The organism is Shinella sp. GW821-FHT10F02, from assembly GCF_058809275.1.
This window is the reverse complement of record NZ_JBXASL010000004.1, coordinates 568,670-591,519: the sequence shown is the minus strand read 5'-3', so window position 1 is coordinate 591,519 and position 22,850 is coordinate 568,670. Positions and strand designations below refer to the sequence as shown.

Annotated in this window: 25 protein-coding genes; 8 read left to right on the top strand and 17 right to left on the bottom strand. The window is 64.9% G+C overall.

Annotated elements, in window-relative coordinates:
* The 3 genes from AC1RWL_RS16100 to AC1RWL_RS16090 all read right to left on the bottom strand — a co-directional run bounded on the left by AC1RWL_RS16100 (position 1) and on the right by AC1RWL_RS16090 (position 2,672).
* Positions 1-855 carry a C40 family peptidase gene (locus AC1RWL_RS16100; protein ID WP_493095287.1) on the bottom strand — a complete coding sequence of 285 codons (855 nt, stop codon included), beginning with the start codon at positions 853-855 and terminating at the stop codon, positions 1-3.
* A gap of 7 nt (positions 856-862) precedes the next feature.
* Positions 863-1,213 (bottom strand): MarR family transcriptional regulator, encoded by a 351-nt coding sequence (locus tag AC1RWL_RS16095; RefSeq protein WP_319322882.1) that lies wholly within the window; start codon positions 1,211-1,213, stop codon positions 863-865.
* A gap of 67 nt (positions 1,214-1,280) precedes the next feature.
* Complete coding sequence (locus AC1RWL_RS16090) at positions 1,281-2,672, bottom strand: leucyl aminopeptidase family protein (RefSeq protein ID WP_492648572.1); 1,392 nt, start codon at positions 2,670-2,672, stop codon at positions 1,281-1,283.
* 137 nt (positions 2,673-2,809) lie between these two features.
* Between AC1RWL_RS16090 and AC1RWL_RS16085 the strand changes: the two genes are divergently transcribed.
* Positions 2,810-3,625 (top strand): tetratricopeptide repeat protein, encoded by an 816-nt coding sequence (locus AC1RWL_RS16085; protein WP_493095286.1) that lies wholly within the window; start codon positions 2,810-2,812, stop codon positions 3,623-3,625.
* Positions 3,626-3,705: 80 nt separating this feature from the next.
* Here the strand turns inward: AC1RWL_RS16085 and AC1RWL_RS16080 are convergent, their stop codons facing one another.
* From AC1RWL_RS16080 to AC1RWL_RS16040, 9 genes are all read right to left on the bottom strand, one after another.
* Positions 3,706-4,686, bottom strand: coding sequence for a type II secretion system F family protein (locus tag AC1RWL_RS16080; RefSeq protein ID WP_439626044.1), 981 nt, complete (start codon positions 4,684-4,686; stop codon positions 3,706-3,708).
* A gap of 11 nt (positions 4,687-4,697) precedes the next feature.
* The gene (locus tag AC1RWL_RS16075) at positions 4,698-5,708 is read right to left on the bottom strand and encodes a type II secretion system F family protein (RefSeq protein WP_439626042.1); all 1,011 of its coding nucleotides are present in this window, start codon (positions 5,706-5,708) and stop codon (positions 4,698-4,700) included.
* Between the two features lie 9 nt (positions 5,709-5,717).
* Positions 5,718-7,193: a TadA family conjugal transfer-associated ATPase gene (locus AC1RWL_RS16070; protein ID WP_435266874.1), complete on the bottom strand. Its 1,476-nt coding sequence runs from the start codon at positions 7,191-7,193 to the stop codon at positions 5,718-5,720.
* A 47-nt stretch (positions 7,194-7,240) separates the two neighbouring features.
* A complete protein-coding gene (locus AC1RWL_RS16065) occupies positions 7,241-8,524 on the bottom strand; it encodes a CpaE/TadZ family protein (protein WP_439626188.1) in 1,284 nt (427 codons plus the stop codon).
* Between the two features lie 69 nt (positions 8,525-8,593).
* The gene (locus AC1RWL_RS16060; RefSeq protein WP_493095285.1) at positions 8,594-9,253 is read right to left on the bottom strand and encodes a CpaD family pilus assembly protein; all 660 of its coding nucleotides are present in this window, start codon (positions 9,251-9,253) and stop codon (positions 8,594-8,596) included.
* A gap of 59 nt (positions 9,254-9,312) precedes the next feature.
* Entirely contained in the window at positions 9,313-10,902 is a 1,590-nt protein-coding gene (locus AC1RWL_RS16055; RefSeq protein WP_439626038.1) for a type II and III secretion system protein family protein, read from the bottom strand.
* A complete protein-coding gene (cpaB, locus tag AC1RWL_RS16050) occupies positions 10,874-11,680 on the bottom strand; it encodes a Flp pilus assembly protein CpaB (RefSeq protein ID WP_493095284.1) in 807 nt (268 codons plus the stop codon). Before cpaB ends, AC1RWL_RS16055 begins: the two co-directional genes overlap by 29 nt.
* Before the next feature lie 182 nt (positions 11,681-11,862).
* Positions 11,863-12,375 (bottom strand): A24 family peptidase, encoded by a 513-nt coding sequence (locus tag AC1RWL_RS16045; protein WP_493095283.1) that lies wholly within the window; start codon positions 12,373-12,375, stop codon positions 11,863-11,865.
* Positions 12,376-12,490: 115 nt separating this feature from the next.
* Positions 12,491-12,670, bottom strand: coding sequence for a Flp family type IVb pilin (locus AC1RWL_RS16040; RefSeq protein WP_439626032.1), 180 nt, complete (start codon positions 12,668-12,670; stop codon positions 12,491-12,493).
* 322 nt (positions 12,671-12,992) lie between these two features.
* On the opposite strand from AC1RWL_RS16040, the gene AC1RWL_RS16035 reads away from it, so the two are divergent.
* The 7 genes from AC1RWL_RS16035 to AC1RWL_RS16005 all read left to right on the top strand — a co-directional run bounded on the left by AC1RWL_RS16035 (position 12,993) and on the right by AC1RWL_RS16005 (position 18,602).
* Positions 12,993-13,406, top strand: a complete 414-nt coding sequence (locus AC1RWL_RS16035) for a pilus assembly protein N-terminal domain-containing protein (RefSeq protein WP_439626030.1) — start codon at positions 12,993-12,995, stop codon at positions 13,404-13,406.
* A gap of 123 nt (positions 13,407-13,529) precedes the next feature.
* Positions 13,530-14,126, top strand: a complete 597-nt coding sequence (locus AC1RWL_RS16030) for a TadE/TadG family type IV pilus assembly protein (protein ID WP_493095282.1) — start codon at positions 13,530-13,532, stop codon at positions 14,124-14,126.
* Positions 14,123-14,740: a TadE/TadG family type IV pilus assembly protein gene (locus AC1RWL_RS16025; RefSeq protein ID WP_493095281.1), complete on the top strand. Its 618-nt coding sequence runs from the start codon at positions 14,123-14,125 to the stop codon at positions 14,738-14,740. Before AC1RWL_RS16030 ends, AC1RWL_RS16025 begins: the two co-directional genes overlap by 4 nt.
* A gap of 135 nt (positions 14,741-14,875) precedes the next feature.
* Positions 14,876-16,105: a phosphopentomutase gene (locus AC1RWL_RS16020; RefSeq protein WP_493095280.1), complete on the top strand. Its 1,230-nt coding sequence runs from the start codon at positions 14,876-14,878 to the stop codon at positions 16,103-16,105.
* A gap of 8 nt (positions 16,106-16,113) precedes the next feature.
* Complete coding sequence (locus AC1RWL_RS16015) at positions 16,114-17,070, top strand: adenosine deaminase (RefSeq protein WP_493095320.1); 957 nt, start codon at positions 16,114-16,116, stop codon at positions 17,068-17,070.
* Between the two features lie 105 nt (positions 17,071-17,175).
* Positions 17,176-17,805 carry a uracil phosphoribosyltransferase gene (gene upp, locus AC1RWL_RS16010; RefSeq protein WP_256118305.1) on the top strand — a complete coding sequence of 210 codons (630 nt, stop codon included), beginning with the start codon at positions 17,176-17,178 and terminating at the stop codon, positions 17,803-17,805.
* A gap of 260 nt (positions 17,806-18,065) precedes the next feature.
* On the top strand, positions 18,066-18,602 hold the full coding sequence (locus AC1RWL_RS16005) for a TIGR02281 family clan AA aspartic protease (RefSeq protein ID WP_493095279.1): 537 nt from the start codon (positions 18,066-18,068) through the stop codon (positions 18,600-18,602).
* On the opposite strand, the gene deoA is transcribed toward AC1RWL_RS16005, so the two are convergent.
* From deoA to AC1RWL_RS15980, 5 genes are read right to left on the bottom strand one after another with little or no spacing between them, the layout of a single operon-like run.
* Positions 18,592-19,905, bottom strand: a complete 1,314-nt coding sequence (deoA, locus tag AC1RWL_RS16000; RefSeq protein WP_493095278.1) for a thymidine phosphorylase — start codon at positions 19,903-19,905, stop codon at positions 18,592-18,594. The two genes, AC1RWL_RS16005 and deoA, sit on opposite strands and share 11 nt — an antisense overlap.
* 2 nt (positions 19,906-19,907) lie before the next feature.
* The gene (gene deoC / locus AC1RWL_RS15995) at positions 19,908-20,681 is read right to left on the bottom strand and encodes a deoxyribose-phosphate aldolase (RefSeq protein WP_493095277.1); all 774 of its coding nucleotides are present in this window, start codon (positions 20,679-20,681) and stop codon (positions 19,908-19,910) included.
* Positions 20,674-21,486: a purine-nucleoside phosphorylase gene (locus tag AC1RWL_RS15990; protein WP_493095276.1), complete on the bottom strand. Its 813-nt coding sequence runs from the start codon at positions 21,484-21,486 to the stop codon at positions 20,674-20,676. Before AC1RWL_RS15990 ends, deoC begins: the two co-directional genes overlap by 8 nt.
* The gene (locus AC1RWL_RS15985; protein ID WP_439614759.1) at positions 21,483-21,875 is read right to left on the bottom strand and encodes a cytidine deaminase; all 393 of its coding nucleotides are present in this window, start codon (positions 21,873-21,875) and stop codon (positions 21,483-21,485) included. Before AC1RWL_RS15985 ends, AC1RWL_RS15990 begins: the two co-directional genes overlap by 4 nt.
* Before the next feature lie 3 nt (positions 21,876-21,878).
* A complete protein-coding gene (locus AC1RWL_RS15980) occupies positions 21,879-22,850 on the bottom strand; it encodes an ABC transporter permease (RefSeq protein ID WP_256118299.1) in 972 nt (323 codons plus the stop codon).

The following is a 22,850-nucleotide window of genomic DNA, read 5'->3' as shown; positions in this document are numbered from 1 at the left end:
TCAGGGCCGGCGATAGCCCGTCGGCTGCTGGTAGAGCCAGCCGATGCGCTCGATTGCCGCGTCCAGCCCCTCGCGCGCCACGGTCATCGTGTGGCCGTTGGCGTGCAGGATGGTCTTGTCGTCTTCCATGATCGCCACATGGCCTTTCCAGAAGACCAGGTCGCCGCGCGTAAGGCCCGCGCGCTCGATCGGCGTGCCGAGGCCGGCAGCCTGCATATCGGAATCGCGCGGCGCCGTGCGGCCGGTCATCATCATCGCGAGCTGCACGAGGGCAGAGCAGTCGAGGCCGAAGCTGGAACGGCCGCCCCAGAGATAGGGCGTTTCAAGGAAACGGGCGGCAACGGAGACGTAGTCGTCCCCCGCCTTCTCGCCGAGGACCAGGCAATGGCCGGCCACGACGGACTGACCGCCCGCCAGCGTCAGGTAGCGCGTGCCGCGCGTCTCGCTTTCGCCGACAACCGTTAGCCGGCTTCCGATCGACAGCGCAAAGGCTGCAGGCGTCTTCAGGTCGGGGCCGGAATAGGCGAAGCTGCGCGGCACGGCGACGATATGGGTCGCGACCTGTTCATCCTCGGCAAGCGCCGTTTCCGGCAGATAGCCAACATAACCGTCGAAATCCGACTTCACCCAGGCCCAGCCATCCGCCCGGTCGAGCACGCGAACGTCCTCGCCGAACAGCAGTTGCGTATCGATGCCGGCGGCGAGGTCCGGCCGGGGCCGGAGTGCGGCGACCGGATCGGCGATCCGCGCCGGCGTGCCCGCCACGTAACGCTCCGCCGCGACGATGCCGCGCAGCGCCTCCTCGGCGAGGTCGGGGCGGTAGGCATTGAGGCGGCGGTCGGGAAGGGTGGTCATGGTCGTCTCACAGGGTTTGTGCACGGCCCCGGGCGATGATCAGGTCACCCAGGCGTTCGAGATAGAGCGCACCGTCGACGGTGCGCTTGATGACGACGTTGCGGCGGTCGCGGTCGTCGCGCATGCGGGTGACGAGGCCGAGCTCGCCCATCGTGTCGAGCGCGCGGGTGATCACCGGCTTGGTCACGCCGAGTTTGGCCGCCAGTCCCCGCACCGTATGCGGCGGTGGCACGAGGTAGATCTCCAGCAGGATCGCGAGCTGGCGCAGCGTCAGGTCGCGCCCGTCCTGATGCACCTGCTGCAGCGTCACCTCGTGCCAGAGGCCGAGCGCCTGCGTTGGGGTCAGATCTACCGGCACGGCTCCTCCGGATGCGAGCGGATTTTCGTTACGCTACCGTATCGTTCCCCCGAAGGAAAGCTCCCTCTCAGGCGGTCGCTTTGCGCAAATGGTGGTAGAGCGCGCGGATCGCCTGCGCCTCGCCGCCGACCGGCGAATGCGGCCGCTCGGCCTGCGCCCAGCCGTAGATGTCGAAATGCGCCCAGCGCTTGTTGCGGGTGACGAAGCGTTTCAGGAACAACGCCGCGGTGATCGAGCCCGCCATGCCGCCCGAAGGGGCATTGGTGAGGTCGGCGATGCGGGCGGAAACGTCCTTGTCGTAGCCCATGTAGAGCGGCATGCGCCACATCGGATCGTCGACCGTCAGGCTCGCCTCGGTGAGGTCGTGGGCAAGGTCGCCGTCGTCGGTGAAGAAGGGCGGCAGGTCCGGGCCCAGCGCCACGCGGGCAGCTCCCGTCAGCGTCGCCATGTCGATGACGAGATCGGCCTCCTCCTCGTCCGCATAGGCAAGCGCGTCGGCAAGGATGAGGCGGCCTTCGGCGTCGGTATTGTCGATCTGCACGGTCAGGCCCTTGCGGCTCCTGTAGATGTCACCGGGGCGGAAGGCATTGGCCGAGATCGAGTTTTCGACGACCGGCAGCAGCACGCGCAGGTCCACCTTCAGCTTGGCGTCCATGATCATCAGCGCGAGGCCCATGACATTGGCCGCGCCGCCCATATCCTTCTTCATCAGCAGCATGGAGGAGGCGGGCTTGATGTCGAGGCCGCCGGTATCGAAGCACACGCCCTTGCCGACCAGCGTCACGCGCTTGTGGCCCTTCTTGCCCCAGCGCAGTTCCAAGAGACGCGGCGCCTGCGCGGAGGCGCGGCCGACGGTGTGGATGAGCGGGAAGTTCTCCTTCAGCAGGTCCTCGCCCGTGATGACCGAGACCTTCGCCTTGTAATGCGCGCCGAGCGCCCGGAAGACGTCCTCCATCGCGTCCGGCCCCATGTCGTTGGTGGGGGTGTTGATGAGGTCGCGGGCGAGGAAGACACCGGCGAGCTGGCGCTTGATGTCGGTGGCGTCGGCGTCGCTCGGGATGAGCAGCGTCGGCGCTTCCGAGGCGGAGGCCTTGTAGCGCTCGAAGCGGTAGCTGCCGAGGCCGTAGCCGAGCGCCAGGCGATTGGCCGTCAGCGGCGCGGTCTCGATATGCCAGTCGCCGGCGGGAAGCGCGCGGGCGAGCTTGCCCGTCAGGAACGGCGCGTCGGAAGGGTTGCGGCCGAGGCCGAACAGGGCGCCGCCGAGATGGCCGTCGGCGGTCGGCACCATCAGGAGCGCGCCGGATTCCGCCTTGAAGCCGGCCTTCTTCGCCCAGTCGAGCGCGATCGGGTCGATCGTTCCGGTCTCGATATGGGCCGGGGTGATCGCAAAGATCGGCAGGGTCTTTCCGTTCTTCGTGTTGAAGGGAGAGGGCCGGTCGATGAACTGGAAGGGGGCCATGGCGAAACCTTTGAAGAGAGCCGAGAGAATCGGCCAATTAACACTCTGTTAGGGTTAACAGATTATTGCTGGAGCGAAGATTGCGGCGTGATTCCTTAACCGCCGCGACATGCGGAAATCGCTTCGGGGACTTTATCATGGCCGCTTGCCTCACGCGTTCATCCTTCTATTCGGGGCTCCTCAAGGGTGCAGCACTTCTGACCATCGCCGTCGCGGTGGCCGGCTGCGCCGGCAAGAGCAACCTCACCACCGGCTCCATTCCGAAAATGTCGAAGCCGGTGTCCGAGATGAACACGACGGAACTGCGCGGCGCCGCCGACAGCTTCGGCCGGGCCTATGAGAAGAACCCGAAGGACCGCACCGTCGGCATGAACTATGCCAATGTGCTGCGCATGAACGGGCGCAACGACCAGGCGCTCGCCGTCATGCAGCAGGTCGCCATCAGCAATCCCAACGACCGCGAGGTGCTCGCCGCGTATGGCAAGGCGCAGGCCGCGGCCGGCCAGCTCGAGCAGGCGCTGAACACCATCATGCGTGCCCAGACACCGGACCGGCCGGACTGGAAACTGAAATCGGCGGAAGGCGCGATCCTCGACCAGCTCGGCCGCGCGGGCGACGCCCGCCAGCGTTATCGCGAGGCGCTCGATCTCAATCCGAACGAGCCCTCGGTGCTGTCTAATCTCGGCATGTCCTACCTCCTGGCAAAGGACCTGAAGACCGCCGAGACCTATCTGCACTCCGCGGCCTCGCAGCCCGGCGCCGACAGCAGCGTGCGCCAGAACCTGGCCCTCGCCGTCGGCCTCCAGGGCCGCTTCCAGGAGGCGGAAAACATTGCGCGGCGCGAGCTGACCTCCGAGCAGGCCGAGGCAAACGTCGCCTATCTCCGCTCCATGCTGACCCAGCAGAACGCCTGGAAGAAACTTGCCTCCGACGACAGCGGCAATACCAACTAACCAGAGCCTCCCTCCCAAGGACGACTCCGCCCCGGCCGAACTTTTCGATCGGGGCGTTTTTTATCGTGTCGGGTTTGTGCTTAGAAGCGGTCGGCGACCTGGATGCCGGCGGGGCCGAGGATGACGGCGATCAGCACCGGCAGGAAGAACAGGATCATCGGCACGGTCAGCTTCGGCGGCAGGGCGGCGGCCTTCTTTTCCGCCTCGTTCATGCGCTGGTCGCGGCATTCCTGGGCGAGAACGCGCAGCGCCTGGGCCAGCGGCGTGCCGTAGCGCTCGGCCTGGATGAGCGCCTGCGTCACCGATTTCACGGTGTCGAGGCCGACGCGGATGCCGAGGTTTTCATAGGCCGCGCGGCGTTCCTGGAGGAAGGAGAGTTCCGCCGTGGTCAGCACCAGTTCCTCGGCCAGTTCCGGCGAGGCCATGGCGATTTCGTCGGCCACGCGCTTGAAGGCGACTTCGATGGAAATGCCGGATTCGACGCAGATCAGCATGAGGTCGAGCGCATCCGGCCAGGCGCGGCGGATCGATTTCTGCCGTTTCGTCACCTTGTTGGAGATGAAGATATTCGGCATGTAGAAGCCGATATAGGCGATGACGATCGTTGCCAGAATGCGCATCGGCAGCGGTTTTTCGCCGAGATAACCGAGGTAGAAGATGTAGAAAGCGCCGAGCGCGCCGAAGACGAACGGCAGCACGAACCGGGCGAAGAGGAAGATGTTGAGCGCGTTCTGCGAGCGGTAGCCGGCCTGGCGCAGCCGGTTCATCGTGTTGGCGTCGACCAGCGCCTCGCGAAGGTTCAGCCGGTCGACCACGTTGCGCACGGAGGTATTGTGCTGGGCGCGCAGCGACGCCTTGTTCTGCGCGGTGTCCGCGTTCAGGCGGGCACGTTCGCGCGCCCGCATCTGCTCGCGCTCCAGCGCCACCGATTTCATGCGCTTGTCGAGGTCGCCGCGGTCGAGATAGGGCACGGCGAGCGTATAGAAGGTCGCCAGCACCGCGATCATCACGAAGGCCGGCAGCAGGATGGCCGGATCGGTAAGAGTGTCGACGATGGACATGACCCTGGCTCCTAGATGTCGAAGTTGATCATGTTGCGCATTACGAAGATGCCGATCGACATCCACACGCCGGAAATGCCCATGATCAGGTGGCCGCGCGAATCCTGGAACAGGATCATGATGTAGTCGGGCGAGGTCAGGTAGACGAGGAAGGCGACGATGAAGGGCAGGGCGCCGATGATGGCGGCCGATGCCTTGGCTTCCATCGACAGCGCATTGACCTTGGCCTTCATCTTGCGCCGCTCGCGCAGGACGCGCGACAGGTTGCCGAGCGCTTCGGAGAGGTTGCCGCCGGCCTGGCTCTGGATCGCGATGACGATGGCGAAGAAGTTCACTTCCTGCAGCGGGATGTTGGTGAACATGCGCGCGCAGGCTTCCGGCACGTTGAGGCCGACCTGCTGGGCCTCGACGAGCCGGCGGAATTCCGTGCGCACCGGCTCCTGGCCCTCGGAGGCGATCAGGCGCAGCGCATCGGTCAGCGGCAGGCCGGATTTGATCGAGCGCGTCATCACGTCGAGCGAGTTCGGGAACTCCTCGAGGAACTTGTTCAGCCGCCGCTTGACGAGGAAGCCGACGACCCAGCGCGGCAGGCCGGCGCCGGCTATGAAGGCGGCACCGAGGCTGACGAGCAGGCCGGAGCCGGCGAGGAGCACGACCACGAAAACGAAGAGGCCGAAGACGGCGCTCATGATGTAGAATTGCGAAACGGTGATCGAAAGCCCGGCCTGGCCCAGCTTGGCCTTCAGCGTGGCCGCGACACGCTTGGTCTGTTCCTGCTGTTTCTTTTCAAGGTCCTTCAGCGAATCCTGCACCGACTTGCGGCGCTTCGAGAGTTCCTGCAAGCGGTCGCGCGAGGCCTTGGCCCGGGACTGGTCGGTCTCGGCCGCCTGTACCCGGCGCACGCGGCTTTCCGTCTTCCGCTCGGTTTCGATGCGCGAGAAGAGCAGGCCATAGGCGAGGCCGGCGGTGGAGAGCGCCGCCAGCGCGAAGATCGCCACGATGGTGATATCCAGTCCGAACATCGGCGCCCCTTACGGCTTTTCCATCGCGTCGAGCGTTGCCGCCAGGCGCTTGTCTTCGTTGAAGTAGCGGGCGCGGTCCCAGAAATGCGGCTTGCCGATGCCGGTGCCCGTATGTTTGCCGATGATGCGGCCGTTGGCATCCTCGCCCTGCATTTCGAATCGCATCAGGTCCTGCGTGACGATGACGTCGCCTTCCATGCCCACCACCTCGGTGATGTGGGTGATGCGGCGCGAGCCGTCGCGCAGGCGCGAGGCCTGGATGATGACGTCGATCGAGCCGGCGATGATTTCGCGTACCGTCTTGGCGGGCAGCGTGTAGCCGCCCATGGCGATCATCGATTCCATACGGCTGAGGCATTCGCGCGGCGTGTTGGCGTGGATCGTGCCCATCGAGCCGTCGTGGCCGGTGTTCATCGCCTGCAAAAGGTCGAACACCTCCGGTCCGCGCACTTCGCCGACGATGATGCGTTCGGGCCGCATACGCAGGCAGTTCTTGATGAGATCGCGCATGGTGATCTCGCCTTCGCCTTCGATGTTCGGCGGGCGCGTTTCGAGGCGCACGACATGCGGCTGCTGCAGCTGGAGTTCGGCCGAGTCTTCGCAGGTGATGACGCGCTCGTCCCGGTCGATATAGTTCGTCAGGCAGTTGAGCAGCGTCGTCTTGCCCGAGCCCGTGCCGCCGGAGATGACGAGGTTGCAGCGCACCCGGCCGATGATCTGGAGAAGAGCTGCGCCTTCGGGCGTGATCGAGCCGAACTTGACCAGCTGGTCGAGCGTCAGCTTGTCCTTCTTGAACTTACGAATGGTGAGCGCGGTGCCGTCGATGGCGAGCGGCGGGGCGATGACGTTGACGCGCGAGCCGTCCGGCAGGCGCGCGTCGCAGATCGGGCTCGATTCGTCGACGCGGCGGCCGACCTGGCTGACGATGCGCTGGCAGATCGACAGAAGCTGGGCATTGTCACGGAAGCGGATCTCCGATTCCTGCACCTTGCCGCCCACTTCGATATAGGTCTTGCCCGCACCGTTCACCATGATGTCGGCGATGTCGTCGCGTGCGAGCAGCGGCTCCAGCGGGCCATAGCCGAGCACGTCGTTGCAGATGTCGTCGAGCAGTTCTTCCTGCTCGGAAATCGACATCGCGAAGTTCTTGATCGTGATGATGTCGTTGACGATATCGCGGATTTCCTCGCGCGCGCTCTCGGTATCGAGCTTGGCGAGCTGCGACAGGTCGATCGTGTCGATGAGCGCGGAGAAGACCTGGCTCTTCGTGTCGTAATAATCTTCCGTGCGCGGCGTGCGGCGGCGTCCCGTTGCGGCCTGCGCGGGCGCCATGACCGGCGGCGGGGCCGGTTCGAAGACGGGCTGGGGAGCGGCCGTGACAGGACGCTCCGCCGTCATGGTCGTGGCGGAAGCCGGGACGGCATGGGTCGTCTGGGCCGCCGTGCCGCTCTTGCCTGTGCCTTCATTGCCGCGTCTGCCGAACATGCCACTTCATCCAGTCTGTTGTGCCGCCCCTTAGGGCCTACCTTGGCTTACTTGCGGCCGAGCAGGCCGAGCATCTTGCCGAGGCCGGCCTTCTTGGGTTTCTTGATCGTCGCGCGTCCCGTCACGATATGGGCGATCTGCGAGAAGGTTTCCGCCGTCGGCGATTTGCGATCCATCTCGGCGATCATGCGGCCGCTGTTGGAGGCCGTGCCGAAGAGCTGCGCGTCGAAGGGGATGATCGCGATCGGCTGCATGCCGAGCGGCTCGCAAAAATCGGCCGGGGCGATTTCCGGGCGCTTCGGCAGGCCGACCTGGTTGAGGATCAGGTGGGGCGGCTTGTCGTTCGGCCTGAGCTTCTTCAATGCGTCGAGCATGTTCTTCGCGTTGCGCAGGTTCGCAAGGTCCGGCACGGCGGTGATGATCAGCTCGTCGACCTCCGACAGCAGCGCACGGGTCCATTCCGACCAGGCATGCGGCACGTCGAGGATGGTCACCGGGGCGCTGCGCTGCAACACTTCGATGATCGGCTGGAAGGAGCCGCGTTCGAGATCGTAGGCGCGGTCGAGCATGGAGGGGGCCGCGAGCAGCGACAGGCGCTCCGAGCACTTGGTCAGCAGGCGGTCGAGGAACACCTCGTCGAGCCGGTCCGGCGCGTAGATCGCCTCGGAAATGCCCTGCGGCGGATCCTGGTCGAAGTCGATATTGGCGGTGCCGTAGGGCAGGTCGAGGTCGGCGAGGATGACTTCCGTCTGGAACAGGCTGGAAATGTCGAAGGCGCAATTGTGGGCGATCGTCGAGGAGCCGGAGCCGCCCTTGGCGCCGATGAAGGCGATCGTGCGGCCGAGCGGCTCGGAATCGGGATCGACGAAGATCGCCGACATGGCGTTGAGGATATCGGCCATGCCGACGGGGCCGACCATATATTCGGAAATGCCGTTGCGGATGAGGTCGCGATAGAGCGGGATGTCGTTGTAATTGCCGACGATGATGACCTTGGTGCTCGGGTCGCAGACCTCGGCGAGCGGCGCAAGCTCGTCCATGATGCCGCGCGGCTCGGTCGATGTTTCGAGGATCAGCAGGTTCGGCGTCGGCGCGGAGGCGAACATGTTGGCGGCGGCCGCGATGCTGGCGCTGGAGACGCGCAGGCTCACCTTGGAGAGGCGCCGGTCCTGGGCGCAACGCTCCATGGTGCGCAGCATCGCCTCGCTTTCGCAGAAGGCGTGCACCGAGATGCGCGGCAGCGAGCGCACGGCCTCGAGTTCGGAGGGCCGGACCGTCTCTTCTGCCTCGGCGCCTGCGGCGTGCTCAATGGTGTAATCTGCTGGGTTCATCGTCATGCCCGTTCCTGGTGTCCGGTTGACCGGATGAATGGTTGTCTCTTGTCAGTGGCCGTTGCACCGTCACTCTTCCACGCCACGATAGTCCTGGATGACCACGTAGCGCTGCTCGGCGTCGATCGGGGTCATGCCGCGCGGCTGGAGGAGATCCATCGGGTTCGCGATCTGGGCAGCAAGGTTGGCTTGCGAGGCACAGCCGAAATTCTGGTAGTTGCGGTTTTCCATCGTGTTGACGACGAGATCCTCCGGCCATTCACCGCATGGGCCTGCCTTGGCCGTGATGGCGAAGAAGGCGAGGCGGATCGGCGCGGACGAGCCGTAGCCGCTTGCGTCGTAACGCGTCTCGATCAGCTGGTCGCGTTTCAGCCCCGCCCCGACGAGGGTTGCGCGGATGTCCTTGCGCAGGTGATCGGCCGTCGCGGCATTGGCCGATCCGGCCGGCAGCATGATCTGCACGGCACTGCGCGACTTGGCGGCATGGTCGGCGGCGAAACCGCGGATGTTGTCGCGCATGGCAAGCGTCAGCGCCCGGTCGCCGGTGGCGATCGGAATGTCCATGGTCTGCGCGCTCTCGGACAGCACGATCGGATGGCGCGTGCGGTAATCGTCCGGGATCGACCCCGTCGTGGACCGGTCCTGGCGCGCACCGCAGCTCGAAAGGGCCGCGGCCGAGAGAATGAGGGTCGCTGCGAGCGCAGCGCGCATCGGCAGGGGCTTGTGCATGGTGCGGTTCCTTGCGGGAAGTCGGATCTGGCTATTGTTGTCGCGCATCTTCCGTCCCGTCACTTGTAGATGAAGCCGATGGAGCCGTGGTAATTGCCCGAGGGCATCGCCTCTTCCTTGCGGCCGTAGATCTTGTTCACCTTGCCGAGGAAGAAGCTTGCCGCGTCGTTGGTCGCGTTGAAATTGTCATCCGGACGCTGGAGTGCGGTGCGCGCGACAGGCCGCACGAGATAGGGCGTCGCGATGATGACCATTTCCGTCTCGTTGCGCACGAAATCCTTGGAGCGGAACAGCGTGCCGAAGATCGGGATCTTCGAGAGGCCCGGCAGACCCGAAACCGCCTGGCGGATATCGTCCTTGACGAGGCCGGCGATGACGATGGAACCGCCCGACGGCAGTTCGACGCTGGTGGAGGCCTCGCGGCGGCGGATGCCGAGCACGGTCAGGCCGGGAATGCTGTTGTTGGCGAGGGATGTCGCGGACCCTTCGAAGGTCGGTTCCGACACCTCGGTCTGGATCCTGAGGCTGATGCGGCCGGGGGACAGCACGACGGGGCGGAAGTTCAGCCGGATGCCGTATTCGACTTCCGTGATCGTGCGGCCGATCGTCGGGCCTTTGCCCTCTTCACCTTCGGAGATCGATTGTTCGGTCGGCAGGCGGAATTCGCCGCCGACATAGAATCTTGCTTCTTCGCCGGAAATGGCCGTGAGGCTCGGTTCGGCGAGCGTGCGCATGACGCCGGCCTGTTCCATGGCGCTCATGCTGCTGGCAAGCGACAGGCCACCGATACTGCCGCTGGCGAAGCCATTGGAGACCCAGTCGGCCGCGCCGCCGAGATTGGTCGGATTGCGGAACGAGATACCGCCGTTCGATCCGCCGATGGAACCGTTGAAGCCGAGCTGCTTGAGGACCTGGCGGCTGACTTCGGCCACGGTGATCTTCAGCGTGACCTGGTCCTCGCCATCGATCTTCAGCATGTTGACGACCTGCGAGCGCTGGCGGGATTCGCCGAAGATCGCCGAATCGCCGTTATTGCCCTGGGAGACGACCGTGCGGGTCGTGGCCTCGCCGCCTCTGAGGAAGATTTCCGCAAGACGCGTCGCCTGGGCGGCGTCCTGCGGCGTGCGCACCGTGCCGTTCAGCACGATGTTGTCCGAGATGATCTCGACTTCGATGTCGGAGTCGGGGATGAAGCGGCGCAGGTTCGCCTGCAGGCCGTCGATGTCGCGTTCGACGGTCAGATCGATGCTGACAATCTCCTCGCCGCCCGGCCCGAAGATGAAGATGTTGGTCTGGCCGACTTCCTTGCCGAAGAGATAGATGCGCCGCGACGTGCGGGTGACGGCATCCGCCTTGACCGGATCGGCGACGAGGATGTCGTGCGCGTCGGTCGGCAGGTCGACGACAATCGCCTTGTTGAGGCCGAGCTTGACCGCCTTGCGGGCGCCCGGGCCGCTGTCATTGATGCGGATGACCGACGCGGTTGCCGCTTCGGCGGTCGCGACGGCCGCGCCCTCGAGAACGACGCCCGGCAGGCCGGAAAGCGCCAGGCAGACGCTCAGCCCGCCGGCGACAGAAGCCCGAAAAGTCCTTGCGATTCCAAACACGGTCAGCTCCTGGTCACTTCTGTGTTGCGGACGAACCGCCATTGACGATTTCACCGGTCTTGATCACCTGGATGATCGGCATGCCGTCGCCGCCGCTGAGCAGGTAGTCGGCCGCGCCCGTATCAGGCTCCTGGGCATCCGCCACGCTGCGCAGCGCCAGCGACAGGCGCTCGGCCATCTGCTGGGCGACGGCGATCACCTTGGTCTGGTCGGGGGTGAGTTCGAGCGTGGCGGTGGTGCCGACGGCGGCCTTCGAGCCGTCCTCGTTTTCCTGGATCTGCTGGTCGATGGCGAGCACGCGCACGTTCGCCAGCACGGTCTCGGTAATGTACAAGCCCTCGGCGCTCTTGCGCACCATGATCACGTCGACACGGTCGTTCGGCAGGATGAAGCCGCCGGCACCCGTCGCCACCGAGATTTCCGTCGCGACGGCGCGCTTACCGGAGGGAAGCAGCGACGACATGATGCGATTGCTCGAATCGGCGATCTTCTCCTGGCGGATCGGCTCGCCATTGAAGACCGGCAGGCGCACGACCGCGCCGTTGAGGGTCTCCATCGCATCGGGCCGGTTCTGGTCGGTGATGAAGCCTTCGACCACCGAGCCTTCCGGCCAGGCCGTCCAGGCGAGTGTTTCCGGGTTGAGACGCGCGCCGACCGGCAGGCTTTCCTTGGCCACAAGCACATTGATCGTCGGCTCGCGCTCGACGACGGCCTCGGGCAGGGCGGGGCCACCGCCGCCGGCGAGCCGCAACGCCAGAAGGCCTGCGACGCCCGCCGAAACGACGGCCACTGCCAGAATGATGATTCGCGCCGGTCTCATGTGGTTTCCCTGGGGCTGCGGACAGTTCTATCCGCCCACATTGACCGGCAATGGTGTAATTATGGTTAATAGTCGCCTTACGGCTATGGTTAACGAGCGATTGACGCTGCCTTTCGCCGGCGCGGCTTTGCCCCGGGCGTTTCAACCCGGGGTGGCGCGTGTTCCTTGTAGGAAGGTTACTATCAGCCGGCGCTGCCGAGGGCTGCAAGCATCAAAGGGGAGGTCGGATAGGCGGCAAAGGCGCCAATCCCGATCGCGATGCCGTAGGGCACCTTCTTCGCCTTCAGGAGATGGTCGGGAACCGGCAGGCCGGCGGCCAGGATCAGGCTCGTTTTCGAGCGCAGCGACAGGATCAGGAGGGTCAGCAGGCCGCCGAAGAAGGAAACGTAGATCAGGAATTCGACAAGCGAGAAGTTCAGCCCGAACCAGACGGCGCTTGCCGTCAGGAGCTTGGCATCGCCGCCGCCCATGACATTGAGGGCGAAGAGCGCGAAGCAGACGGAAAAGACGATGAGGCCGGCGGCTAAATGCATGGCGATATCCGTCATGCCGAGGCCTGCAAGCGGCGCGACGATGACGAAGGAGACAAGCAGGATCGCCGAAACCCTGTTTGGAATCAGCATCGTCAGGAAATCGGAACAGGCCGCAACCGCCAGGCAAAGCGGAAAGACAACGAAGATGATGGCCTGGGTCACGCTGCTCTCCTTTTGGCGAATGATGCGCCTGATCCGTTTCGGAAAGGATAACGTCTGAAAACAGAAAGCCGCCGGTGAGGGCGGCTTTCCAGATAGGAGCACTTGCTCGTATCGATTATTCGCCGACGGCGTTTTCCAGCTTGCCACCCAGCGCGGTGAACGTGTTGTTCAGCGAGTCGCCGAGCGCGGTGGCGCCGGTGATGAGTGCAACGGAAATCAGAGCGGCGATAAGGCCGTATTCGATGGCGGTAGCGCCCGATTCGTCCTTCATAAGGCGAGCGAAAATCTTGGTCATGGTATTCTCCTAGCTCCACGATGTTGGTTCAGCACGTCCGCCAACTGTTTCCGTTGTTCGGATGCTTGCAACCTACAGGCCGGCCATTTCCATCGGCTTAAAGAAATGGGTTAACAGGAGGTTAGCGCGGGCTTGCAGGATGTAGGGTTAGAAATCGGTTAATTCCCTTACGCGCGCGGATTCCCTAGTCCGTTCCGCCGCTTGCAGGCATGGGGCGTTTCACGGGGCAAACGCATAAATCGACAAGCCTAGCGACCGGTTTAAACCTTCGTTCACCATTCAGCGCGATGCTGTCCCTGATTTCTTACCGGGATGATTGTTTATGGGACGCGACTGGACCTTCGCCGTAGCAGCCGCAAAGCTTGCGACAGCCGCCATTGTTATCGTGTCGACGGCCGCGCCCGCGCTTGCCGAAGAGCCGTTGATGCGCGTTTACATGGATCATGCCCGCGTGCTCAAGCTCGACCGGCCCGTCAGCAAGGTGATCATCGGTAACGCCGACGTCGCCGACGCCACGGTGGCGGATGCGCAGACGATCGTGCTCACCGGCCGCAACTTCGGAACGACCAACCTCGTGCTGCTCGATGCGGATGGCAATGCCATCGTCGACGAGCGCATCCTCGTCTCGATCGACGAAGGCAATACAGTGCGCGTCTTCCGCCAGACCGACCGCTCGGTGCTCTCCTGCACGCCGAATTGCGAAGAGCATGTCGCCAGAACCAATTCGGGCGGCTGACGGCGCGTCCCGCTTCGGGCGTCCGAATGCGGGAAACCGTTCAATTCTTCGGCTCCCCGCACACGAAATATAAACGGTCTGTCGCCTACTCTCGCCGTGTCCACTATCTGGGAACGGATCGCGATGTCGCTCGATCATGATGCACCTACCCGCCGGAGGCCGATGAAGGGCCTGCTCGGCCGCCTCTTCGCCCGTCGCGACGGTGCGACGGCAATGGAATTCGCCCTTCTCAGCCTGCCCTTTTTCATGATCGTCTTCGCCTCGCTCGAGACCTTCGTCGCCTTTTCGGCCGAGCAGATGCTGGCCAATGCCACCGACACGATGGCACGCAAGATCAGGATGGGTGATATCCGCTTGACGACGAAGGACGCGGAAGCAACCTTCCGCAAGGCGTTCTGCGACGAAATCGCCATCCTCATGCCCTGCTCGCGGGAAGAGCTCGCAAAGCCGGACAAGCTCTATCTCGACGTGCGGAGTTTCGCGACCTACGCGGACATTCCGCAAGCCATTCCGATGATCGGCACCGATCTCGACGCCTCCGCCTTCGCGTTCGCGCCCGGCGGCAAGCGGTCGATCAACATCATACGCGCCTATTATCGCTGGGACATCGTGACGGATGTTGTCCGCCCCTATGTCTCCAACGTCCGCGCGTCCGACGGCTCCCGCCAGAACTACCTCATGGTCGCGACAGCCGTTGTCCAGAACGAGGACTTTCCATGATACGCGGCGTCCCTGGAGCAAGATATGCCGGGCAAGACCGGCAGGGCACGAAGAGCGGCGTTCTCCTCAGGCTGCGTCGTTTCATCGAGGATCGGCGCGGCGTCGGTGCCATCGAATTCGCGATCGTCGCCCCCTTGCTGATGATGGCCTATATCAGCGCCTTCGAAATCACCATCGGCTTCACCTTCTCGCGCAAGGTCAGCCGTGCGGCCAGCACCGTTTCCGATCTGCTGACGCAGAACGGTTCGACCAACGCTGCGGTCCTGGACACGATGAAGGACGTCACGAAAAGCGTCATCGCCCCCTTCCCGCAGGCCGAAGGATATACGCTGAAGATCACCGGCGTCGCCATCGATGCGGATGGCAAGGCGACGGTTGCCTGGTCGCGGGACCAGAACAAGGGGAAACCCTATGTCAAGGGAACCGCCGTGGTCCTGCCGAGCAGCATCGAGGGCGCCAAGAGCCTGTTCTTCGTGCGCACGGAACTGGCCGTGCCGCACAAGATCCTCCTCGTGGCACCCAACCTCTCCTCGCATCTCAACGAGATAACGCTCAGCAAGACGAGTTATTTCGGCCTGCGCCAGGGCTCTGCGATCGCTTGCGCCGACTGCTGAGCGTGGCGGCCTGCCCTGCCGATTTCGCTTGAACCCTTCATGACGCCCGTGTCATGTCAGTCAGTTCATCCGCTCTTTAGAAGGCGGTTGATCCGCTCTTCAGAAGGCGGACACGGACAGACGACAGGTGATTCCATGGCGCGAGCCTTCCTCTTCGTTCTCGATTCCTTCGGTATCGGCGGCGGCCCGGATGCGGCGGCCTTTGGCGATCTCGGCGCCGATACGCTCGGCCATATCGCCGAATTCTGCGCGGCGGGCGTCGCAGACCGGCCCGGGCTGCGGCAGGGGCCGCTGAAACTTCCCAACATGTCGGCGCTCGGCCTCCTGCATGCCGCCCGTGCCGCAACCGGCCGCTTCCCGCCCGGCATGGACGTGCCGCCGCGCGTCTTCGGCCTCCATGGCGCGGCAAGCGAGGTCTCGAACGGCAAGGACACGCCGTCGGGCCATTGGGAGATCGCCGGCACGCCCGTCACCTTCGACTGGGGCTACTTTCCGGCCGAAGGCGATGCCTTCGAGCCCGAGCTCGTGAAAGCGATCTGTGCGGCAGGCGATGTGCCGGGCATTCTCGGCAACTGCCACGCCTCGGGCACGGATATCATCGCCCGCCACGGCTGGGAGCACGCCAGCACCGGCCGGCCGATCTGCTACACGTCTTCGGATTCCGTCTTCCAGGTCGCAGCCCACGAGCGCTATTTCGGCCTCGACCGTCTGCTGGCTTTCTGCGAGGCCGTGCGAAAAATCCTCGACGAGCGGCCGGGCGGGCGTATCGGCCGGGTCATCGCTCGGCCCTTCGTCGGCGAGACGCCGGAGACCTTCGAGCGCACCGGCAACCGCCGCGACTATTCCGTGCTGCCGCCGGAGCCGACCCTGCTTGACCGGCTCAGCGAGGCCGGCCGCACCGTGCGCGCCGTCGGCAAGATCGGCGATATCTTCGCCCACCAGGGCATCGGCAAGCTCACCAAGGCGAACGGCAACATGGCGTTGCTCGATGCCACGCTCGGCGTGATGGACGAGGCGGAGGACGGCGACCTCGTCTTCACCAATTTCGTCGATTTCGACATGCTCTATGGCCACCGTCGCGACGTCGCCGGTTATGCGGCGGCGCTGGAAGCCTTCGATCGGCGCCTGCCGGAAGTGGATCGCAAGCTGAAGCCCGGCGATATCGTCATCCTCACCGCCGACCACGGCTGCGACCCCACCTGGCGCGGCACGGACCACACGCGCGAGCGCGTGCCGATCATGAGTTTTGGCCCGGGTATCCGCTCGCGCCTGCTTGAAACCCGCACGACCTTCGCCGATATCGGCGAGAGTATTGCCCGTCACCTCGGCATTGCGCCGGGTCCGCACGGAAGGAGCTTTTTGTGACGATACCCATGCCCAAGGCGGAGCTGCACTGCCATATCGAAGGCGCCACCCCGCCGGCCCTGGCGCTTGCCCAGGCCGAACGCTACGGCGTCGACACCTCCGCCTTCATCCGCAATGGCGAATATGCCTGGCAGGATTTCACCAGCTTCGTGCAGAGTTATGATGCGACCGCCAACCTGTTTCGTGACGAGGAGGATTATGCGCTTCTCGCCGAAACCTACCTCACCGAGATCGCCGAAGCAGGCGCCATCTACAGCGAGCTGATCGTCTCGCCCGACCAGGGCGACGCTGTCGGCATCGGTGCGGACGCCTATGTACGCGGCCTTGCCGAGGGCGCCGAGCGCGCCAAGGCGAAGACCGGCATCGAAACGCGTCTCCTGATCGTCGGTATCCGCCATTTCGGGCCGGAACGGGTGGTGAAGGCGGCGGAATATGCCGCGCGCCGGCCGCATCCGTTGATCACCGGCTTCAATCTCGCCGGCGAGGAGCGCATGCACCGCGTCGCCGATTTCACCCGCGCCTTCGATATCGCTCGCGACGCCGGCCTCGGCATCACCATCCATGCCGGCGAACTCTCCGGCGCCTTCAGCGTGCGCGACGCGCTCGATCACATTCGCCCCGCGCGCATCAGCCACGGCGTGCGCGCCATCGAGGATGCGGATCTGGTCAAGCGGTTGGCGGACGAGGGCGTCGTGCTGGAAGTCTGCCCCGGCTCGAATGTCGCGCTGAACGTCTTTCCGGATTTCGAGAGCCACCCACTGCGGGCACTTCATGAGGCCGGCGTTCGCGTCACGCTCAATTCCGACGATCCGCCGTTCTTCCACACCTCGCTCGCCCGCGAATACGAGGTTGCCGCGACGATCATGGGCTTCAGCGAGGCGGAAATCCTCGGCATGACGCGCACTGCCATCGAGGCGGCCTTTGTGGACGAGCCGACGCGGCATGGGCTGTTGGCAAAGCTTTGAGGCGTGTTCCGGCTGGGGATGTTGCCCGCGGCCGGCTGTCTTCTCTTGCGGCCCTCCGCCGTTCCGTGGAAAAAGAGGCGTTTACTCAATTTGGGAAGGTTGGCCATGGACGGCGTTACAGTCATCGATCACCCGCTCGTGCAGCACAAGCTGACCATCATGCGCAAGAAGGAAACCTCGACCGGCAGCTTCCGCCGCCTGCTGCGCGAGATCTCCACGCTGCTCTGCTACGAAGTCACGCGCGACCTGGAACTGACCACCCAGCGCATCGAGACACCGCTGGAGGTGATCGACGCGCCGGTGCTGGAAGGCAAGAAGCTGGTCTTCGCCTCCATCCTGCGCGCCGGCAACGGCCTGCTGGAAGGCATGCTGGAGCTGGTACCCTCGGCCCGCGTCTCCCACATCGGCGTCTACCGCGACCATGAGACGCTGGAAGCGGTCGAATATTTCTTCAAGGCACCCGACAGCATCGACGAACGCCTCGTCATCGTGGTCGATCCGATGCTGGCGACCGGCAATTCGGCCATCGCCGCCATCGACACGCTGAAGAGCCGCGGCGCAACGAACATCCGCTTCCTCTGCCTGCTGGCCGCCCCCGAAGGCATCAAGAGTTTTCGCGCGCACCATCCGGACGTGCCGGTCTACACCGCTTCCATCGACCGCCAACTCAACGAGAAGGGTTATATCGTGCCGGGCCTGGGCGACGCGGGCGACCGCATGTACGGCACGAAGTGAGCCGTTAACCGGACAGAGCCTCTGCCCTCTCCTCCGTCATGGTCGGGCTTGACCCGACCATCCATGGTACGCCCGCCGCGTGGACCCTCGGGTCAAGCCCGAGGGTGACTTGAGGGGTGGCGAGGGCGGTGTAAAAGCTTTTAACCTGCCGTTTACCAAGCCGAACGAAGATCGTGGAGAGGGGCGCCGTCGGGCGCCCCTTTTGCCGTCCGTTAGCCGGATGCGTGTTATTTCGGGACAGATCTTCCGGAGACCCGTCCATGTCCGTCCGCAGCCTCGCCTTTGTCACCGGTGCCGTGATTGTCACCGCGGCCTTCGTGCCCGACGTCGCGACCCGCTATCTCGAATCGACCGGCGACAAACCCGCCGCAAAGGTCGAGACGGCGGCCGTGCAGACGGGGCAGGGCGCGGCGCGTTATACCGGCAATCGCAGCGCGGTGATCGATGCGGACCCGAACGGCCATTTCACCGGCCTCTTCGCCCTCAACGGCCGCAAGGAAGAGGGCATGGTCGATACCGGCGCCAGCATGGTCGCCATCAACGTCTCGACGGCCCAGCGCATCGGCATCGACAGGGCCGACCTCGATTTCCGCTATGCCGTCGACACCGCCAACGGCAAGGCGCGCGCCGCCTATATCCGCCTCGACCGGATCGAGATCGGCCCGGTGCGCATGGAAAACATTGGCGCCATGGTGCTGGAGGACAAGGCGCTCTCCGGCACGCTGATCGGCATGAGCTTCCTGAAGGGCCTCTCCTCCTACCGCGTCGAAGACGGCAGGCTGCATCTTACGCGCTGATGCGCGTCAGGATATCGGGAGACGCCGCAGGCGCCTGTGGCGCGATCCGGTAAAGCCCGGCAAGCCGCTCGGCGCCGCGCGCGGCATCCGTGTCGTTTACGGCGTGCACACGGCCGATCTCGTCGCCCTTTTCCACCCTCGTACCGAGCGGCAACAGCCGGTCGAAGCCGACGCGGTGGTCGATCGTGTCGTTTGGCCGGCTGCGACCGCCACCAAGCTCGATGACCGCCATTCCCACGCCGCGCGTATCGCAGGAAACCAGATAGCCGGCTTCCGATGCTGTGACTGAGCGGATGACCGGGGCCGCCGAAAGGTAAGTCTCGGGCTTTTCCAGCAGGTCGGCGGGGCCGCCGAGCGCATGCACCATGCGCCCGAAAATCTCTGCGGCCGCGCCGCTGGCGAGCGCCTTGGCCGCTTTGCTTTCCGCCGCGGCCAAGTCCCGTTCCACCCCGGAAAGCACCAGCATTTCCGCGGCGAAAGCGAGCACGTTGCGTTCCAGCCGCGTGCCGGCCTTCTCGCCTTTCTGGAAGGCGATGCAATTGGCGATCTCGACGGCGTTGCCGGCGGCGTCCGCCAGCGGCTGGTTCATGTCGGTGATGAGGGCAGAGGTCTTGACGCCCGCGCCGTTCGCCACCGCGACCAGCGAGCGGGCGAGCGTTTCGGCCTCGGCCGCATCCGCCATGAAGGCGCCGTTGCCGACCTTCACGTCGAGCACCAGCGATTGCAGGCCAGCCGCAAGCTTTTTCGAGAGAATGGAGGCGGTGATCAGCGGCACGGAATCGACCGTCGCCGTGACGTCGCGGATGGCGTAGATGCGTTTGTCGGCGGGGGCAAGGTCGGCGGTCTGGCCGATGATCGCGCAACCGACGTCCTTCACCGTACGGCGGAAGAGGTCCGCGGAGGGCATGATCGTATAGCCGGGGATCGATTCCAGCTTGTCGAGCGTTCCGCCGGTATGGCCGAGGCCGCGGCCGGAAATCATCGGCACGGCGAGCCCGCAGGCGGCCGCGATCGGGGCCAGCATCAGCGAGACATTGTCGCCGACACCGCCGGTCGAATGTTTGTCGGCGATCGGTCGGTCGATGTCCGACCAGTCCAGCACGTCGCCCGAATCGCGCATGGCGAGCGTCAGCGCCACGGTCTCCTCGCGCGCCATGCCGTTGAACCAGATCGCCATGGCGAAGGCCGCCACCTGCCCCTCGGAGACGCTGCCATCCGTCACGCCGGCCATGAAGCGGGCGATGTCTTCCGGGGCGAGGGGCTCGCCGTTGCGCTTTCGGCGGATCGTCTCCTGCGGGAGCATCTTCAGTAGCTCGCGGGCGCGGCCGGCGCGGGCTGGCCGCCGAGCGTGGCCAGGATATCGCCGAGCAGGCCGGACGCTCCGAAGCGGAAGGTCTTGGGCGTCGCCCACCCTTCGCCGAGGATCGCGGCGGCAAGTACCAGATAGTCGCCGGCATCGGCGACGGTGCGAACCCCGCCCGCCGGCTTGAAACCGACCGGCTTGCCACTGGCCTTGATGGCATTCAGCATGATCTCGGCAGCTTGCAGGGTGGCGTTGACGGCAAACTTTCCGGTCGAGGTCTTGATGAAATCCGCGCCTGCGGCAATCGCAAGATCGGAGGCCTCGCGGATCAGCGCCGGGTCTTTCAGCGCGCCGGTCTCCAGGATTGTCTTGAGAACGATCGGCGGCGTGCAGACCGCCTTTACGGCCTCCACCATCTCCACTACTGCCGCTTCGTCGCCGATGATGAAGTCGCGGTAGGGGATGACGAGATCGATCTCGTCGGCGCCGTCGGCAATCGCCTGCTTCGTCTCGGCAATCACCTCGGCAACCGTCAGGTCTCCGGCGGGGAAGTTGACCACGGTCGCGATCTTCACCGCATGGCCTTTGCCGAGAATGCCCCGCGCCTGCGCGACGAAGCGCGGCCAGATGCAGATGGCGGCCGTGTTGCCGAAGGGTGTCTGCGCCTGGGCGCAGAGCTTCTCGATGGCCGCCGCATTGCTGTCGTCGTTGAGGTCCGTCAGGTCGAGCAGGGAGAGCGCCTTTTGCGCGATCGCCTTGGTGTCGTCCTCATGCATTTTCATTGCCTCCGCCCGCGATCATTTCCGCAAGGATAGCGGCAAGCCGCTTTCCGCCGATCGGGGCCATGTCCTTGGTTTCGTGATGGCTGAGCTCGCCGCCCGTCATGCCGGCGCCGAAATTGGTGATGACCGAAGCGGCGGCGACATCGAGGCCGAGATGGCGCGCGATCAGCACTTCCGGCACGGTCGACATGCCGACGGCGTCGGCGCCGAAAACCCGCGCCATGCGGATTTCTGCCGGCGTTTCGAAATTCGGGCCGGAGAACCACATGTAGACGCCGCTCGACAGCGGGATGCCGAGTTTCTGCGCCGCCGCTTCCATGCGGGCGGCAAGCCCGGCATCATAGGCATTGGTCATGCCGACGAAACGGTCGTCGCTCTCGATGCCGATCAGCGGGTTCGCGCCCGAAAAATTGATGTGGTCCGAAATCCGCATCACCGAGCCGGGCGGCATGTCCTCACGCAGCGAGCCCGCCGAATTGGTGAGGATCAGCGAGGTGACGCCCAAACCCTTCAGCACTTCGATGGGCGTGCGCATGGCATTGGCATCGCCGCGTTCATAATAGTGCACGCGGCCGGACAGCATGATGACCGGCACCTCGCCGAGATAGCCGATGACCATCTCGCCGGCATGGCCCGAGACGGAGCTGACCGGAAAACTCGGCAGGTCCGAATAGGGAATGTGCAGCGGGTTTGCCACCGCCTCCACCAGTGAGCCGAGCCCTGAGCCGAGCACGATGCCATAACGCGGCAGCACGCCGCCGAGGCGGGCGCGCAGCAGTTCTGTCGTGTGCGGGCTCATCCGATCACGTCCGTGGCAAAACCATGCGGCAGAAGCTCTTCCATGGTCATGGTCTTCTTCACGCCGGTCTCGTCGCAGAGATAGATCGGCGTTTTCGCCGTCGCGAATTCCGCGATCTTCTGGCGGCAGCCGCCGCAAGGCGGGCAGAGCGGCAGCTTTTCCGCAATGACGGCCATCTCGACGATCTTCTTGTTGCCGGCCATGATCATGTGGCTGATCGCGGTCGGCTCGGCGCACCAGCCCTGGGGAAACGAGAGGTTCTCGATATTGGCGCCGGCATAGATCTTGCCGTCCTCGGCGCGGATGGCCGCGCCGACGGGGAATTTGGAATAGGGCGCATGCGCGAAGGCCATCGCCGCGCGCGCCGCCTCGAAGAGGTCGTGGGACATGTTTTATCGCTCCTTGACGTAGGGCACGCCGCCGGCCTTCGGCGGAATGGCCTTGCCGATGAAACCTGCAAGCAGGATCACGGTCAGGATATAGGGCAGCGCCTGCATGAACTGTACCGGCACCTTGCCGATCAGCGGGAAGGCATAACCCTGGTAGCGGATGGCGAAGGCATCGAGGAAGCCGAAGAGCAGGCAGGCGAAGAGGATGTTCTTCGGCCGCCACTTGGCGAAGATCAGCGCAGCGAGCGCGATATAGCCCTTGCCCGCCGTCATGCCCTTGGTGAAGCCGGCATTGGCCGAGAGCGACAGGTATGCGCCGGCAATGCCGCAGAGGATGCCGCAGCAGATGACGGCGCGGTAGCGCAGCCAGATCACCGAAATGCCTGCGGTATCGACCGCGCCGGGGTTCTCGCCGACGGCACGCAGGCGCAGGCCGAAGCGCGTGCGGTAGAGAATCCACCAGCTCGCCGGCACCATCAGGAAGGCGAGGTAGGTCAGCGGGGAATGGCCGGAGAGCAGGCCGGAATAAAGCGGGCCGAGGATCGGCACTTCGCGCACGGCATCGGCGAAGGGTAGCGTGATCCGGCCGAAGCGGCCGTCTTCGGTGAGCGCCGGGGTGCGCCCGCCCTGGCGGAACCAGGCCTCGCCGAGGATGACGGTGGAGCCAGCGACGACGAAGTTGATCGCGACGCCGGAGACGATCTGGCTGCCGCGCTGGGTGATCGAGGCATAGCCATGCACCAGCGAGAGCAGCACGGAGACGAGCACGGCGGCGAGCAGGCCCATGGTCACCGATTGCGTGAGATAGGCGACGGTGCCGGCGGCGAAGGCGGCGCCGAGCATCTTGCCCTCAAGCCCGATGTCGAAGACGCCGGCGCGTTCGGTGAAGAGGCCGGCAAGGGCGGCGAGGATCAGCGGCGTCGAGACGCGCACCGTCGACTGGGCGAGCTCGATGAAGGTCTGGAAGAATTCCAT